The organism is Burkholderia semiarida (assembly GCF_029268935.1).
Classification (GTDB): domain Bacteria; phylum Pseudomonadota; class Gammaproteobacteria; order Burkholderiales; family Burkholderiaceae; genus Burkholderia; species Burkholderia semiarida.
Genome location: NZ_JAHLCL010000007.1, coordinates 1,094,681 through 1,109,601, shown reverse-complemented (window position 1 = coordinate 1,109,601; position 14,921 = coordinate 1,094,681). Strand labels below are relative to the sequence as shown.

Annotated in this window: 13 protein-coding genes; 9 read left to right on the top strand and 4 right to left on the bottom strand. The window is 69.0% G+C overall.

The window, feature by feature from the left end; all coding sequences use genetic code 11:
* Positions 1-17: 17 nt before the first annotated feature.
* From KPB06_RS18030 to KPB06_RS18005, 6 genes are all read left to right on the top strand, one after another.
* Positions 18-2,042 carry an NADPH-dependent 2,4-dienoyl-CoA reductase gene (locus KPB06_RS18030; RefSeq protein WP_059573820.1) on the top strand — a complete coding sequence of 675 codons (2,025 nt, stop codon included), beginning with the start codon at positions 18-20 and terminating at the stop codon, positions 2,040-2,042.
* A 46-nt stretch (positions 2,043-2,088) separates the two neighbouring features.
* The gene (locus KPB06_RS18025; RefSeq protein ID WP_059573819.1) at positions 2,089-2,529 is read left to right on the top strand and encodes a nuclear transport factor 2 family protein; all 441 of its coding nucleotides are present in this window, start codon (positions 2,089-2,091) and stop codon (positions 2,527-2,529) included.
* A gap of 438 nt (positions 2,530-2,967) precedes the next feature.
* Positions 2,968-5,058 (top strand): TonB-dependent receptor, encoded by a 2,091-nt coding sequence (locus KPB06_RS18020; protein ID WP_059574310.1) that lies wholly within the window; start codon positions 2,968-2,970, stop codon positions 5,056-5,058.
* A gap of 11 nt (positions 5,059-5,069) precedes the next feature.
* Positions 5,070-5,855 (top strand): ABC transporter ATP-binding protein, encoded by a 786-nt coding sequence (locus KPB06_RS18015; RefSeq protein ID WP_099316290.1) that lies wholly within the window; start codon positions 5,070-5,072, stop codon positions 5,853-5,855.
* On the top strand, positions 5,852-6,844 hold the full coding sequence (locus KPB06_RS18010; RefSeq protein ID WP_060011680.1) for an ABC transporter substrate-binding protein: 993 nt from the start codon (positions 5,852-5,854) through the stop codon (positions 6,842-6,844). Before KPB06_RS18015 ends, KPB06_RS18010 begins: the two co-directional genes overlap by 4 nt.
* On the top strand, positions 6,841-7,881 hold the full coding sequence (locus tag KPB06_RS18005; protein ID WP_104012288.1) for a FecCD family ABC transporter permease: 1,041 nt from the start codon (positions 6,841-6,843) through the stop codon (positions 7,879-7,881). Before KPB06_RS18010 ends, KPB06_RS18005 begins: the two co-directional genes overlap by 4 nt.
* Positions 7,882-7,926: 45 nt before the next feature.
* Here KPB06_RS18005 and KPB06_RS18000 read toward each other — a convergent pair whose 3' ends face one another.
* Positions 7,927-9,312, bottom strand: coding sequence for an ATP-binding protein (locus tag KPB06_RS18000; RefSeq protein ID WP_104012287.1), 1,386 nt, complete (start codon positions 9,310-9,312; stop codon positions 7,927-7,929).
* Positions 9,313-10,038, bottom strand: a complete 726-nt coding sequence (locus KPB06_RS17995) for a response regulator (RefSeq protein ID WP_059573813.1) — start codon at positions 10,036-10,038, stop codon at positions 9,313-9,315.
* Between the two features lie 245 nt (positions 10,039-10,283).
* Between KPB06_RS17995 and KPB06_RS17990 the strand changes: the two genes are divergently transcribed.
* From KPB06_RS17990 to KPB06_RS17980, 3 genes are all read left to right on the top strand, one after another.
* Complete coding sequence (locus KPB06_RS17990) at positions 10,284-11,030, top strand: MipA/OmpV family protein (protein ID WP_099316294.1); 747 nt, start codon at positions 10,284-10,286, stop codon at positions 11,028-11,030.
* A 280-nt stretch (positions 11,031-11,310) separates the two neighbouring features.
* Positions 11,311-11,646 carry a hypothetical protein gene (locus KPB06_RS17985; RefSeq protein WP_059573811.1) on the top strand — a complete coding sequence of 112 codons (336 nt, stop codon included), beginning with the start codon at positions 11,311-11,313 and terminating at the stop codon, positions 11,644-11,646.
* Positions 11,647-11,652: 6 nt separating this feature from the next.
* Positions 11,653-11,784, top strand: a complete 132-nt coding sequence (locus tag KPB06_RS17980; RefSeq protein ID WP_258048561.1) for a hypothetical protein — start codon at positions 11,653-11,655, stop codon at positions 11,782-11,784.
* 31 nt (positions 11,785-11,815) lie between these two features.
* On the opposite strand, the gene KPB06_RS17975 is transcribed toward KPB06_RS17980, so the two are convergent.
* Both KPB06_RS17975 and KPB06_RS17970 read right to left on the bottom strand, forming a co-directional pair.
* Complete coding sequence (locus tag KPB06_RS17975; protein WP_104012286.1) at positions 11,816-13,024, bottom strand: lytic transglycosylase domain-containing protein; 1,209 nt, start codon at positions 13,022-13,024, stop codon at positions 11,816-11,818.
* Positions 13,025-13,428: 404 nt separating this feature from the next.
* Entirely contained in the window at positions 13,429-14,589 is a 1,161-nt protein-coding gene (locus KPB06_RS17970) for a porin (protein WP_059640917.1), read from the bottom strand.
* Positions 14,590-14,921: the final 332 nt, after the last annotated feature.

The window sequence follows — 14,921 nt, the reverse complement described above, 5'->3', positions numbered from 1 at the left end:
AATTGGAGACGCTCCCGATGACCTCCCGTTATCCGCATTTGACGACCCCGCTCGAACTCGGCTTCACGTCGCTCCGGAACCGCGTGCTGATGGGGTCGATGCACGTCGGCCTCGAGGAGGCGCCGAACGGCTTCGAGCGGATGGCGGCGTTCTATGCGGAGCGCGCACGGGGCGAGGCCGGGCTGATCGTCACGGGCGGCTTCGCGCCGAACGAGCGTGGCCGCCCGGCGCCCGGCGGCGCGATGCTGACGACCGAAGCGGACGCCGAACGCCATCGTGTCGTGACGCGCGCGGTGCACGCGGAAGGCGGCAGGATCGCGTTGCAGATCCTGCATTTCGGGCGCTATGCGTATCACCCCGCGCTCGCGGCGCCCAGCGCGCTGAAGGCGCCGATCAACCGGTTCACGCCGCATGCGCTGACGAGCGACGAGGTCGACGAGACGATCGCCGATTTCGTGCGATGCGCGGCGCTCGCGCAGCATGCGGGCTACGACGGCGTCGAGATCATGGGCTCCGAGGGCTACCTGATCAACGAATTCATCGCCGCGCGCACGAACCATCGCGACGATGCGTGGGGCGGTGCGTACGACAACCGTATCCGCTTCGCGGTCGAGATCGTGCGGCGCGTGCGCGAACGCGTCGGCGCGAAGTTCATCGTCATCTACCGGCTGTCGATGCTCGATCTCGTCGAAGGCGGCTCGACGCTCGACGAGGTGATCCGGCTCGCGCGGGCGATCGAGGCGGCCGGCGCGACGATCCTCAACACCGGTATCGGCTGGCACGAGGCGCGCATTCCGACCATCGCGACCAAGGTGCCGCGCGCCGCGTATGCGTGGGTGACGCGGCAACTGATGGGCAAGGTCGGCATTCCGCTCGTCGCGACCAACCGGATCAACACGCCGGAAGTCGCCGAGCAACTGCTCGCCGACGGCTATTGCGACATGGTGTCGATGGCGCGGCCGTTCCTCGCCGATGCCGAATTCGTCCGCAAGGCGCGGGAAGGGCGCGCGGACGAAATCAACACGTGCATCGGCTGCAACCAGGCGTGTCTCGACCATACGTTCAGCGGCAGGATCACGTCGTGCCTCGTGAACCCGCGTGCGTGCCATGAAACCGAGCTCGTGATTCGTCCCGCGCCGCGGCGCAAGCGGATTGCGGTGGTCGGCGCGGGGCCGGCGGGCCTCGGCTTCGCGGTCACGGCGGCCGAACGCGGTCACGCGGTCACGCTGTACGAGGCCGGCGCCGAGATCGGCGGCCAGTTCAACCTCGCGAAGAAAGTGCCCGGCAAGGAAGAGTTCAACGAGACGCTGCGCTACTTCCGCCGGCAGATCGAGCTGCGCGGCATCACGCTGCACGTCAATACGCGTGCGAGCGCCGAGATGCTGTTGCAACGCGAATTCGACGAAGTGGTGATCGCGACGGGCATCGTGCCGCGTACACCGCCGATCGAAGGCATCGACCATCCGAAGGCGCTCGGCTATCTCGACGTGCTGCGCGACGGCATGGCCGTCGGCCGCAGCGTCGCGATCGTCGGCGCGGGCGGCATCGGCTTCGACGTCGCCGAATATCTCGTTCATCGCGACGGCGGCGAGCGCGTCGATGCCGACCGTTTCTTCAGCGAATGGGGGGTCGACAGCACGTATGCGACCGCGGGCGGGCTCGGCGCCGCGCGGCCCGAGCCGGCGGCGCGGCACGTGCATCTGCTGCAGCGCAAGGCGTCGAAAGTCGGCGACGGGCTCGGCAAGACCACCGGATGGATTCACCGCGCGGCGCTGAAGGCGCGCGGCGTCGGGATGTCGTCGGCGGTCACGTACCGCCGCATCGACGACGACGGTTTCCACGTGACGATCGACGGCGTCGAGCAGACGCTGCCGGTGGACAACGTCGTGATCTGCGCGGGGCAGGAGCCGTCGCGCGAGCTGGCGGAGCAACTGCAAGCCGCCGGATGCCGCGTGCATCTGATCGGCGGCGCATACGAGGCCGCCGAACTCGATGCGAAGCGCGCGATTCACCAGGGCACGACGCTGGCCGCGACGCTTTGATACCGACTCGTTTCCATTCGATCCAACAACGTTACTGGAGACCGCGATGACGCACTCACTGCTGAATGTTCATCCCGCCGTCGCGAAATCGCTCGACGCGTGGCACGCGATGGTCGAGCGCAAGGATTTCGGCGCGCTGGAATCGATCGTCCATCCGGACGCCGTGTTCCGTTCGCCGATGGCGTTCAAGCCGTACGGGCCGGCGCCCGCGCTGCTGATGGCGCTGCGCACGGTGATCACGATCCTCGAGAATTTCACGTATCACCGCCAGTTCGCGACCGACGACGGCAAGAGCGTCGTGCTCGAGTTTGACGCGACCGTCGGCGACAAGGCGCTGAAGGGGATCGACATGATCCGCTTCGACGACGACGGGCGGATCGTCGAATTCGAGGTAATGATCCGGCCGTTCAATGCGCTGCAGGCGCTCGGCGCGGAAATGGGCGCACGGCTCGGGCAGCAGTTGCCGGCGTTCAAGACCGGCGGGTGAGCGGGAACACGCGCTAGCGTGCAACCGGCTTGCGGCCGCGTTGCCGGCCCCGCGCGAGGTCGGGCGCAGCGTCGACGACGCGCACGGCAAGCGCGTACGTGTGCGGGTGCACGCGTTCACGGCACGCAATCGGCCGCAGGCCGACAAGCCGCGGATGCAGTTCGGTTTCCCGCCGCAGACGCGCGGAGCGGCATCCCAAGCTGTCAAAATCCTGACGAATCAAGTTGATATATTGTATCATCCGAGGTTTTCGTCGCCGGCCGGGCGGGCTGCCCGGGCCGCTCGTGTGCGACGACATCCTGCGAAGATCGATACGACGTGACGAGAATCGGACACACCCCGGCGCGCGGGGCGCGGCGCCATGCCGCGCCGCGCCGGAACGCGAGCGCCTGGCGCACGCGCGCGGCACGCGGTTGCACGACCTTGGTCGGCTGCGCGATCGCGACCACCGGCGCGCTGGCCGCCGAAGCCGCCGCATCGGCGGCGGACGACCGGCACGCGCTGCCGGCGATCAGCGTCACGGCTTCGTCCGCACCGGCCGACCCGCTGACGCAACCGCTCGAAACGGGCTCGCGGCTCGGGCTCGCGAGCCTCGACACGCCTGCGAGCGTCGAAACCGTCACGGCCGATACGATCGAAGCACGCGGCGATCGCACCGTGCTCGACGCGGTCACGCGCACGGCCGGCTTTGCGAGCGCGATCGCACCAGGCACGGGTGGCACCGCATCGAGCGTGCGCGGCTTCAGCGGGCAGGAATCGGTGATGATGCTGCTCGACGGCGTGCGGCTGATGCCGGCGGCCGGCACGATCACGTTTCCGTTCGACACGTGGTCGGTCGCGCGCATCGAGGTGCTGCGCGGGCCGGCATCGGTGCTGTACGGCGAAGGGGCGATCGGCGGGGTCGTGAACGTGGTGCCGAAGCGGCCCCGGCGCGCGCGCGAGACGACGCTGCAGGCCGGCATCGGCCCCGACGGCGCGAAGCGCTTCGCGTTCGATACGACGGGCGCGCTCGGCCCGCGGCTGTCGTACCGCTTCTACGCGAGCGATGCGCGCGCGAACGGTCTCGCCGAGCGGGCCGATACGCATACGACGGCCATCGGCGGCGCGCTGACAGTCGACGTGAGCCCCCGGCTCACGCTGACGCTCGACTACGACTACGGGCGCCAGATGCCCGCGACGTACTATGGCGTGCCCGCGCCGAACGGCGTGCTCGATCCGTCGCTGCGCAAGCTGAACTACACGGTCGGTGACGCGACGATTTCGTACTACGACCAGTGGACGCGCCTGTCGGCCAGCTACCGGCCCGCGGCCGGCGTGACGATCGACAACCAGCTCTACTACCTGACCTCGAACCGCCACTGGCGCAACGCGGAATCGTATGTGCTTGACCGCGCGACGGGACGTGTCACGCGCGGCGACTATCTCGACATCGGCCACCATCAGCGACAGATCGGCGACCGGCTGAGCGCGCGCTTCGACGGCATGCTGTTCGGTCGCGCGAACCGTTTCGTCGTCGGCACGGAATTCAGCCAGACCACGTTCAACGGCATCAACAATTCGCCGTACGGCGGCGAAACGACGGTACCGGCGCACGGCTTCGATCCCGGCGTATTCACGAGCCCGAACCCGACCGTGCCGCAGTTCAGCACGCGCGCGCGGCAGGCGGCGGTATTCGCCGAGAACCGGCTCGAGGTGCTGCCGCGGCTCGCGTGGGTGAGCGGCCTGCGCTACGACCACATCGCGTTCAGCCGCGAGCAGGCGGCGACCGGCGCGCGCTTCGACAAGCGATTCGCGAACGTCGGCTGGCGCACCGGTTTCGTGTTCGACATCGCACCGACGTTCAGCGCGTATGCGCAGTACACGACGGGCGCGGAGGGCGTCGGCTCGCTGTTGACGCTGTCGGCGTCGCAGGCGGGCTACCGGCTCGCGACCGGCGAGCAGTGGGAAGCCGGCCTCAAGCAGACGCTGCTCGACGGTCGCGCGTACTGGACGTTCGCCGTGTACGACATCACGAAGCGCAACCTGCTCAGCACCGATCCGTTCAATCCGGCGCTGCGCCAGCAGGTTGGCCGGCAGTCGTCGCGCGGCGTCGAGCTGACGGGCGGCGCGCGGCTGCCGCACGGCTGGACGGTCGATGCGAACGTCGCGCTGCTGCGTGCGCGCTACGACACATTCAACCAGACGGCCGGCGGCGCGACGGTGTCGCGGGCCGGCAACGTGCCGTCCGGCGTGCCGCAGCGGACCGCGAACCTGTGGCTCGGCTGGGCGTTCGCCGAGCGCTGGCAGGCGAATGCGGGCGTGCGCTACGTCGGGCCGACCTACGGCGACGACGCCAATCGCATACAGGTGCCGTCGTATACGGTGTTCGATGCGTCGCTGCGCTGGCAGCCGACGTCGCGCACCGAGCTCGCGCTGACGCTGCGCAATCTCGCGAACCGCACGTACGCGGCGACGACGTCGAACGGCGGCGAGCAATGGCTGCTCGGCCCGTCGCGCTCGGCGGAGCTCGTCGCGACGATGCGCTTCTAGGCCGGCACGACATGCGTGCCGTCACCCACATGCTCGACATCGAACGCGTGCGCTGGTCTCCCGGCGGCGCGGCCGACGTGCTCGATTCGGTGACGCTGACGGTGGCCGAAGGCGAATTCGTCGGGCTGGTCGGCCCGAACGGCAGCGGCAAGACGAGCCTGCTGCGCTGCGTGTTCCGCTACGCGCGCCCCGACGCGGGCCGCGTCGCGCTCGACGCCGAGGACGTGTGGCGCATGCGGCCGCGCGCGGTCGCGCGGCGCATCGCGGTGCTGCAGCAGGAAACGCCGGACGATTTCGGGCTGACGGTCGACGAACTGGTCGGCATGGGCCGCACGCCGCACAAACGGGCGTTCGACGGGGAATCGGCCGACGATCGCCGGATCGTCGATTCCGCGCTGCACGACGTCGGCCTCGTCGAGCGCCGCGCCCAGCGTTTCGCGTCGCTGTCGGGCGGCGAGAAGCAGCGCGCGCTGCTGGCTCGCGCGCTCGCGCAGCAGCCCGAACTGCTGTTGCTCGACGAACCGACCAACCATCTCGACCTGCGTCACCAGCTCGAACTGCTCGCGCGCGTGCGCCGCCTCGGCATCGCGACGCTCGCGACGATTCATGACCTCAATCTCGCGGCCGCGTATTGCGACCGGCTCCATGTGCTCGCGCACGGCCGCGTCGTCGCGTCCGGCGCGCCGGACGACGTGCTGACCGAAGCGCTGCTGCGCGACGTGTTCGGCGTCGCCGCGCTCGTCGATCGCCATCCCGTCACGGGCCGCCCGCGCATCACGCCGCTTCATCCGGAATGACCGCCATGCCGTTTACTCTCTTGTCCTTCGTGTCCCGCCGGCTGCTTGCCGCCGCCGTGCTCGGCTGCGCGGCCGTTCACGCGCTCGCCTATCCGGTCACCGTGCGCAGTTGCGACCGCGACGTGACGTTCGAGCATGCGCCACGGCGTGCGGTGAGCAACGACGTGAACCTCACCGAGATGATGCTCGTGCTTGGCCTGAAGGACCGGCTCGTCGGCTATACGGGCATCGGCGGCTGGAAGACGGGCACCGCGCGCGTGCGCGACGCATTGCGCGGCGTGCCCGAACTGGCGAGCCAGTATCCGTCGCTGGAAGTGCTGGCCGCCGCGCGCGCAGACTTCTATCTCGCCGGCTGGAACTACGGGATGCATGTCGGCGGGCCGGTGACGCCGGCGACGCTCGCGCCGTTCGGCATCCGCACGTACGAACTGACCGAATCGTGTTCGCACGTGATGAAGCAGTCGGCCGCATCGTTCGACGACGTGTTCCGCGACCTGACCAATCTCGGCCGGATCTTCGGCGTCGATGCGCGCGCCGCGCAGGTCGTCGCCGCGATGCGCGCGCGGCTCGCGGCGGTGTCGCGTGCGATCGGGCGCCCGGCGCCAGTGCGCGTGTTCGTGTACGACAGCGGCACCGACAAGCCGATGACGGCGGGCGGGCTCGCGATGCCGACCGCGCTGCTCGCGGCGGCGGGCGCACGCAACGTGATGGACGACCTGCCGCGCAGCTGGACGCAGGTGAGCTGGGAAAGCGTGGTCGCGCGCGATCCGCAGGTGATCGTGATCGTCGACTATTCGGCGGTCACGGCCGCGCAGAAGCAGCAGTTCCTGTCGAGCCAGCCGGCGCTCGCGCGCGTGGCCGCGATCCGCGACCGGCGCTTCGTCGTGATTCCGTACGATGCCGCGACGCCGGGCCCCGAGAACGTCGCGGCCGTCGAGACGCTCGCACGCGCGCTGTATCCGGCCGCATTTGCCGGAGCGGCGCGATGAGCGTGCGCGGGCAGGTGGCGCGGCCCCGCATGCGCGTGGTGCTGCCGGCGCTGGCCGTGCTGCTGATCGCGTCGATCGTCGTGTCGGCCGCGTTCGGCCCGGCGCCGATCGCGATGCCGGCCGCGGTGCGGATCGTCGCCGCGCACGTCGCGTCGGCGTTCGGCGGCGCCGACGCGTTCGCCGCGGCAGCGGGCGACGACAGCATCGTGTGGCTGATCCGGATGCCGCGTGCGCTGCTGGCCGCGATCGTCGGCGCGACGCTGGCGACGGTCGGCGTCGCGTTGCAGGCGGCGACCGCGAACCGCCTGGCCGATCCGCACCTGCTCGGCGTGAGCGCGGGCGCGATGCTCGGCGCGGTCGCGGTCACGGTGGTGGCCGGCGCGGCGTTCGGCCCGTTCACGCTGTCGGCCGCCGCCTTTGCGGGGGCGCTCGCGGCCACGGCGTGCGTGGTCGCGCTCGCTTACCGGAGCGGCCGGCTCGAATCGGACCGGCTGCTGCTCGCGGGCGTGTCGGTGTCGTTCATGATGGCCGCGTTCGGCAACCTGCTGCTGTATCTCGGCGACCAGCGCGCCGCATCGTCGGTGCTGTTCTGGATGCTCGGCGGCGTCGGGCTCGCGCGCTGGGACCTGCTGCCGGTGCCGGCCGTGTGCGCGGTGCTCGCCGTCGGCGCGCTCCATGCGCGCCGGCGCGAACTGAATGCGCTGATGTCGGGCGACGTCGCCGCCGCGTCGCTCGGCGTGCCGAGCGCACGGATGCGGCGCGAGGTGTTCGTCGTCGCGTCGTTCGCGACGGGCGCGATGGTCGCGGTAAGCGGCGCGATTGGCTTCGTCGGGCTCGTGACGCCGCATCTGTGCCGTCGCGTCGCCGGCGCCGAGCATGGCCGGCTGCTGCCGGTCGCCGCGCTCGCGGGCGCGATCCTGCTCGTATGGGCCGATGTCGCCGCGCGCACGCTCGCGGCGCCGGAGGATCTGCCGATCGGCATCGTGACCGCGCTGTTCGGCAGCCTGTTCTTCGTCGCGCTGCTGCGCCGGCGCTGAGCGGCGGCGCGGTCGGGCGGGGCAGGCCGACGCACGCCGCGTGTTTTATCGAAGCGGGATGACCGCACCCGCGCCGCTGCGGCGCCGCGCGTCGGCATGCGTGCTCGCCGCGCCCTGCGCGACGTCGAAGAGCGTGTCCGGCAGCGCGCGCACGGGCAGCGTGATCACGAAGCGCGCGCCGCCGAGCGGCGAATCCTCGAGCCGCACGTCGCCGCCGTGCACCTGCGCGACGCGCCGCACGATCGCGAGCCCGAGCCCGAAGCCGCCGGTCTGCCGGTCGCGGCTCGAGTCCAGCCGCTGGAACGGCTCGAACACGCGGGCACGCTCGGCGGCCGGAATGCCGGGGCCGTCGTCGTCGACGCTCAGCACGAGCGCGCCGGACCGGTCTCGCGTGGCGGCCAGCACGACCTTGCGCGACGCATAGCGCGCGCCGTTGCGAATCAGGTTCAGCAGCGCGCGGGCGACGAGCTTCGGATCGCAGACATGGGTCGCGGGCGCATCGAGCGTCGACACGTCGAGCGCGATGCCGCGATCGGCGATGTCGTCCGCGACGTTGCCGGCGACGCTGTCGATCAGCGCGTCGACGTCGACTTCCATCGGCGCGAGTTCGCTCGCCCCCTGTTCGAGCCGGCCGATCGTCAGCAGCTCGGTGACGAGCTCGTCGAGTTCGCGCACGTCGCGCCGCAGCGCGTCGCGGCGCTCGCGCATCCGGCCCGTTTCGTCGGCGTCGGCGAGCAGCGCGAGCCCGAATTCGAGTCGGGCGAGCGGCGTTTTCAGTTCATGCGAGATGCCGTGCATCATTTCGCGCTGCTGCTTGATCGACGCCTCGATGCGCGCGGCCATGTCGTTGAACTGCTGCGACAGCTCGTAGATGTTCGACTTGCCCGACAGCTTCACGCGCGTCGACAGCATCCCGGCGCCGAACGCGCGCGCGGCATCCTGCAGCCGGCGAATGTCGCGCCAGTGATAGTGAATCCACAGCACCACCGCGAGCAGCGTCGCGAGCGCGAGCAGCATGTACGCATAGATGCGGATGTCGAGGTCCGGCGCCTCGATCGGGCGCGCATGCAGCACCGAGCCGTCCGCGAGCGGCATGTAGTAATCCTTGCCGTTGTAGCTGATCGCGATCCGGCCGGCATCGAGATCGCGCAGCGGCGCGCCGCTCAATTGCGCACGCGCGTCGGCCATCGACATGAAGCCGAACCCTTCGCGGCCGTGCAGCGCGAGTTCGCGCAACGCAAGCTCGCGCTGCGCGCCGGGATGGCGTTCGAGATAGTCGTTCAGCACGAACGAGTAGGTCGTCAGCGAGTCGCGCTGAGCCTGCGCGCCGCGCTCGTAGAAGATCCGGTCGAACGACAGCTGGATGAAGATGATCGACGCGCCGACGAACAGGATCACGACGAGATACAACCGGAGTAGCGGGCGCAGCATTCACTCGTCCCATGCGGAAGGGCTGAACAGGTAGCCGCGACCCCAGATCGTCTTGATCTTGTGCGGCTCCGACGAAGCGTCCTCGAAGCGGCGGCGCAGCTTCGAGATGCCGGAATCGACCGAGCGGTCGAGCCCGTCGAATTCGATCCCGCGCAACTGCTTCAGGATGTCGTCGCGGCTCAGCACGGTGCCGGCCGCGCGCGCGAGGATCAGCAGCAGATTGAATTCGGCGGTCTTCAGCTCGACCGGCTCGCCGCGCCACGTGACGGTGCGGTTCGGCGGCGAGATCGTGAGTTCGCCGAATACGAGTGCGTCGGGCGCGACGGCCGGCGCTTCCACCGCGGCCGGCTGCGCGCGGCGCAACAGCGCGCGGGCGCGTGCGACGAGCACGCGCGGCTCGATCGGCTTCGTCACGTAGTCGTCGGCGCCGGTCTCGAGCCCGGCGACCTGGTCGTACACGTCCGCGCGCGCCGTCAGGATCAGCACCGGGACGTTGGTGAACGCGCGGATGCGCCGGCAGACTTCCATGCCGTCGAGATTCGGCAGCATCAGGTCGAGTATCACGAGGGCCGGCTGGTGCTCGCGGACGCCCGCGACAGCGAGGTCGCCGCGCCGCACGACCGTCACCGCGAATTCGTAGCCGTCGAGATATTCGCGGACGAGCTGCGCGAGGCGATCGTCGTCCTCGATCAGCAGCACACGGTATTTGAGCGGAACTTCGTTCATGGTCTCCTCAGAGCGCACGCGCCATTTCGCACCCGGCAGGCTGGTGCGCGACGCGGCACGCGAATTCTATCCGGCGGATCGGCCGGCGGGGCAGCGGGGAGACAATCTCGAACAATCGAACACAATTGCGCACAGATTCGCCGCACATTCGGGACAGTCTCGGCGCAGGGCGGCACCTAGACTGCCGGCTTCGTCACTCTTATCTCAATATTGTGCGCCCATTACTTCGACGCTACCGCTATTGCATGCCGCTCGCCGGCCTGACCCTCGCCGCCGCCGCCCACGCGGAAAACCAGTATGCGTTGTCGCTCGGCGGCGGGTTCGCACCGCGCTACGCGGGCAGCAACCAGTATCGCGGCGTCGTCGCGCCGTCGTTTTCCGCCACGTTCGGCAACGGCTTCTTCATCGACAGCACGCAGGGCGCCGGCTACCGGCTGAACCTGCCGCACGGTGCGTTCGTGTCGGCGGCGGTGGGCTATGACGCGGGCCGCGCGGACGAGAACCGCTTCGATCTGCCGGGCTCCGACTACCTGAAGGGAATGGGGCGGATTCCGGGCTCGGTGCTCGTCGGCGTGCGCGCCGGCGTGACGTTCTTCGATGCGGCGGAACTGAGCGTCACGATCGATACGCCGGTGACGCACACGTCGCGCGGCGTGTCGGGGCACGTGGATCTCGCGGTGCCGGTGCTCAAGACGTCGCGGCACGAGATCATCGTGACGGGCACCGTGCACGCGGGCACGGGACGCTACATGCAGACCTTCTACGGCGTGACCGATGCACAGTCGCTGACGAGCCGCTTCCGGCCGTATTCGGCGAGCGGCGGGATCGACAGCGCGTCGATGGCGGTGGCATGGAACTGGACGCTGTCGCGGCACTGGTCGGTGCTCGCGACCGGCGGCGTGACGCGGCTGCTCGGCCGCGCGGGCGACAGCCCGATCGTGCAGTCGCGCAGCAACTACTACGGCATCGCGGGCGTCACCTACAAGTTCTGAACGGATGCCGACGCGGGCCGGCGTGTGCCGGGCGCATGCGTTGCGTCGGCGTCGCGCGGTCGCCGCGAACCGCGTGCGGTAACATGCGCTCGGGTCCGGCGTCAGGCCGGCCCGCGACGCAGGTGCGCCGAGACGGCTCGGCCAGGTCGAAAACGGCCGCCGTTCGCGGGCCGGCTCCGTCAGGAAACGGCCGGCAGCGTGCGGAACCGATCACGCATGCGGTGCCCGGTCGTGCACGAATGCCGCACATGGACCGCCGGGCCGAGAGAAGGAGAAACCAATGAAGAACACGATCGCGATGCTCGTCGCACTCGTTGCGAGCGCAACTTTTGCAGGATGTGCAGACATGAACACGCAGCACCGCAACGCCACCGCCGGCGGCGCGGCGACGATTCCCGCGCAGCCGGGCGCCGCGCCGGCGTGCAAGGCGGACGCCACGCCGGACGACGCGCTGGTCGGCAAGACCGAAACCGATGCGGCCGCGCTGCTCGACGGTTGCCTGTGGCGCGTGCTCGAGCGCGACGGCAAGTCGTTGCCGGGCACGATGGACTATCGCGAGGAGCGCCGCAATCTCGGCATTCGCGACGGCAAGGTGATCTGGGTGCGGCGCGGGTGAGGCCGTGTGACGATTCCGCAGCCGGAATCGTCGACGTCGCGTTATCTGCGCGTGTATTTCAGGCAGAACGGCACGGCCGAGCTGCAACGGGTGGACGACATGAACGCGCCCGAACCGCGGCCGACCGCGGGCCCATGATCGCTGCGATGCGCGTGCGGTCGGACGCGCGTCACTTCGAGATGTACCACAGCGCGTCCGCGCTGGCGCGCGACGGCTGAGCGGCCGGTGCCTGAGCCGGCGCGGGCGGCGGCGTGTTCGACGTGATGGCCGTCGGCAGCGTGGCGGGAATATTCGCGGTCGAAGGCGAGGCCGCCGCCGTGCCCGACGTCGATGGCGTATTCACGTACCACAGCGCATCGGCCGAGGCCGTGCGTTTCGCTGCCGTATTGGGCGCCGCGTTCGTCGCCGCGTTCGCGGCCGCACTGGCCGATTTCTTCGATGCCCCGGCCGTTGCCGTGCCCGCCGTCCCGGCCTGCGCGGTCATGCCGGCGGCCGCCGCCCCCCGCTGCGCGCGCGCTTCGAACGGCCCGAGCTGGAAGATCAACGTTTGCGCGGGACGCGTCACGACGGCATACGGAAACTGCAGCTCCCACGACATCAGCACGCGCCCGGCCGACGTTTCGGTGAAGATCGCCGGCACGTGCTTCATGTCGCTGAACTGCACGTAGACCCGCGCACCGTCGTCGAACACCTGGGTCGGCTTGGCCTGGTCGGCGCCGGTGACCGTCCATCCGAAGTTGTACGTACCGGCCGGGCCGGCGGGGCCACCCTGCGGCGGCGGAGGCGGCGAGGCCGGCGATATCGTGCGTGCGCGCGTGACGGGCGGCGCCGACACGCTCAGGCTCGCGAACGGGTTGTACGTCTGCGCCTGTTGCGGCGGCGTGAAGGACGGTGGAAGGATGGGCATGGGAGTATCCGGCGAATCCGGCATGGTCCGGATTGCATCATAGACCTTGCGCGCATACGCGAGGCGCTTGTCGGGCGACGCGGAGTTGTACGCGCCGATCGCGTTCCAGTTGGGGCCGAGCTGGCGGATGTTCTGCGACAGGATCCACGCGCCGACATACGCGTTCGTGCACGCATCGAACAGGCTTTCCCGCGTGATGCCTTCGCGCGCGAGCGTCGGCAGCCACGTGCTGTTGATCTGCATCAGCCCGATGTCGACCGTGCCGTTGGTATTGGTGTTGATCGCGTTCGGATTCATTCCCGATTCGACCTGCGCGATGCCGCGCATCAGGCTGACGCTCACGTGCTGGAATGCGGCCGCGTCGTCCAGGCAGTCGGCCCGCGCGACGCCGCAGAGCGCGCAGGAGAGCGCGATCGTCGAGGCGATGGTCAGCGTGGCGCGACCGAGCGGGCGAGAAGTATGACGCGGCATGGCAGGATGGGGCGGAATCCGGCCGCCCGGTGCAAGGAAATTACGCAGACGCGAAGTGTGCCATAGCAGGCGGGCAAATGGTTCGCGTCAAACTTTCCTTTGCATTTGCCCGCGCGTTCGCCGGGCATTTTTATCGCGCCGGATCAGCGGCCGGGACGATGCATGATCGGTAAAAATGGCCGGAAATTGCGCGCATGCGAATGCAACGGCGGCGACGGAAACCTGACGTGCTGCGTCAGCTGCGTGGTAAAGCCGGCGATAAGCGGCGCGACAGGGACAATCGGCCGGGGGCCGTTGGCGGGGCGATGGAAAGCGATAAAAAATCGGCGGCCGAAGCCGCCGTTTGCGCAATGCGGATTCGGCCGGTCGCGCCGCGCGCGGCCGGCCGTCCTGCCGTATCGCGATCAGAAACGGTGACGCAGGCCGAGGTTGACCATCGTCTGCGAGCTCGTGCCCGCATAACCGTACGAGCCGATCGATGCCTGCGCGGCCATCGAGCCGCCCTTGCCGTCGCCGGTCTGGCCGCTCGCGTGCTGGTACGCGGCGGTCAGGTAGACGTCGGTGCGCTTCGACAGGTTGTAGTCGGCCCCGGCCGATACCTGGTGATAGGTCGCCGACGTGTCGCCGCCCGAGCGCGTGTAGCTGTAGCCGACGCCGACGAGCAGCGCATTCGTCGCCTGGTAGTTCACGAAGCCTTGCCCCGTGTTGTAGTGCTCGTTCGAGCCGAACACCGAGCTGGCGTCGCGGCGGTACTGCGCGTTGCTGTAGCCGACGCCGAACGTGAACGGGCCGGCGACGTACTGGCCCGCGATGCGCGCGATGCCGATCGAATGGGCGCTCGCGTAGCCGTTGTTGATCGGGCCGTCGAACGTGCCGTCCGACGAGCTCGTCCAGCCGTTGCGCACGCCGCTCGACGCGGGGCTGTTGGTCGCGTGGAAGTAGCCGCCCGCGACGCTGAACGGCCCGTTGTTGTACGACACGGCGGCCGAGTACGACTGCGCGGCGCCGGTGCTGCCGGCGATGCCGCCGAACGAATACATCGCCGCGAACTGCAGGCCCGAATAGACGGCCGACGTGTACTTCACCGCGTTGTCGACGCGGAAGCTGTTGTCGTAGTTGTCGACGTCGCCCGGCGTCGCGAATGCGCTGCCCAGATAGTTGTCGGCGGTGATGCCCTGCACGAGATCGATGAGCGGGTCGTATTGGCGGCCGAACGTGAGTGTGCCGTAGCGGTCGCTCGCCAGCCCGACGAAGGCCTGCCGGCCGAACAGGCGGTTGCCCTGGCCCAGCCGGCCGTTGCTCGGGTCGAAGCCGTTCTCCAGCTGGAACAGCGCCTTCAGCCCGCCGCCGAGATCCTCGGTGCCTTTCACGCCCCAGCGGCTGCCGGCGAGGTTGCCCGCGCTGCTGTTGCCGAGCATCCACGCGTTGTCCTTGCCTTGCGCATGGTTCACATAGGTGATCGACGTGTCGATCACGCCGTACAGCGTGACGCTCGACTGTGCATGCGCGACGGGCATCGCCGCGAACGACGCGAGCGAAATCAGCGAGAGGGTCGTGCGTTTCATGTCATCTCCTTGCGCATTGGTGTGGGTTCGTGATCCGGAATGGCAGGAGACTACAGAGCCGCGATAAAACCGCAAAAATGAAATTCTCCATTGTGGCCTGGGGCAGACAGGCCTGTTTTATGAAATTCATCATTGAGGGATTTGGATTATTGATCGTTGCGTATCAATAGGGGGCCGAGTTTGGGTGGGGTGTCGTTGAGTTTTGCGTGTCGAGTGATAATTCGAGGTAGTTTTCGGGCGAATTGCCTCATTCCCAACATTGTTAACGTTTCGTCAAATCGTTATTTAATGGATTGAATTGGCTCAGTCGGAATGAGTGTGATAAAGGCGTG

What these genes read in the sequence shown, in the direction of transcription:
- KPB06_RS17995 (WP_059573813.1), bottom strand. Translation starts at nt 10,038, where the DNA reads ATGAACGAAGTTCCGCTCAAATACCGTGTGCTGCTGATCGAGGACGAC.
- KPB06_RS17975 (WP_104012286.1), bottom strand. Translation starts at nt 13,024, where the DNA reads ATGCCGCGTCATACTTCTCGCCCGCTCGGTCGCGCCACGCTGACCATC.
- KPB06_RS18010 (WP_060011680.1), top strand. Translation starts at nt 5,852, where the DNA reads ATGACCGCCATGCCGTTTACTCTCTTGTCCTTCGTGTCCCGCCGGCTG.
- KPB06_RS17985 (WP_059573811.1), top strand. Translation starts at nt 11,311, where the DNA reads ATGAAGAACACGATCGCGATGCTCGTCGCACTCGTTGCGAGCGCAACT.
- KPB06_RS18030 (WP_059573820.1), top strand. Translation starts at nt 18, where the DNA reads ATGACCTCCCGTTATCCGCATTTGACGACCCCGCTCGAACTCGGCTTC.
- KPB06_RS18025 (WP_059573819.1), top strand. Translation starts at nt 2,089, where the DNA reads ATGACGCACTCACTGCTGAATGTTCATCCCGCCGTCGCGAAATCGCTC.
- KPB06_RS18015 (WP_099316290.1), top strand. Translation starts at nt 5,070, where the DNA reads ATGCGTGCCGTCACCCACATGCTCGACATCGAACGCGTGCGCTGGTCT.
- KPB06_RS18000 (WP_104012287.1), bottom strand. Translation starts at nt 9,312, where the DNA reads ATGCTGCGCCCGCTACTCCGGTTGTATCTCGTCGTGATCCTGTTCGTC.
- KPB06_RS18005 (WP_104012288.1), top strand. Translation starts at nt 6,841, where the DNA reads ATGAGCGTGCGCGGGCAGGTGGCGCGGCCCCGCATGCGCGTGGTGCTG.
- KPB06_RS17970 (WP_059640917.1), bottom strand. Translation starts at nt 14,589, where the DNA reads ATGAAACGCACGACCCTCTCGCTGATTTCGCTCGCGTCGTTCGCGGCG.
- KPB06_RS17990 (WP_099316294.1), top strand. Translation starts at nt 10,284, where the DNA reads ATGCCGCTCGCCGGCCTGACCCTCGCCGCCGCCGCCCACGCGGAAAAC.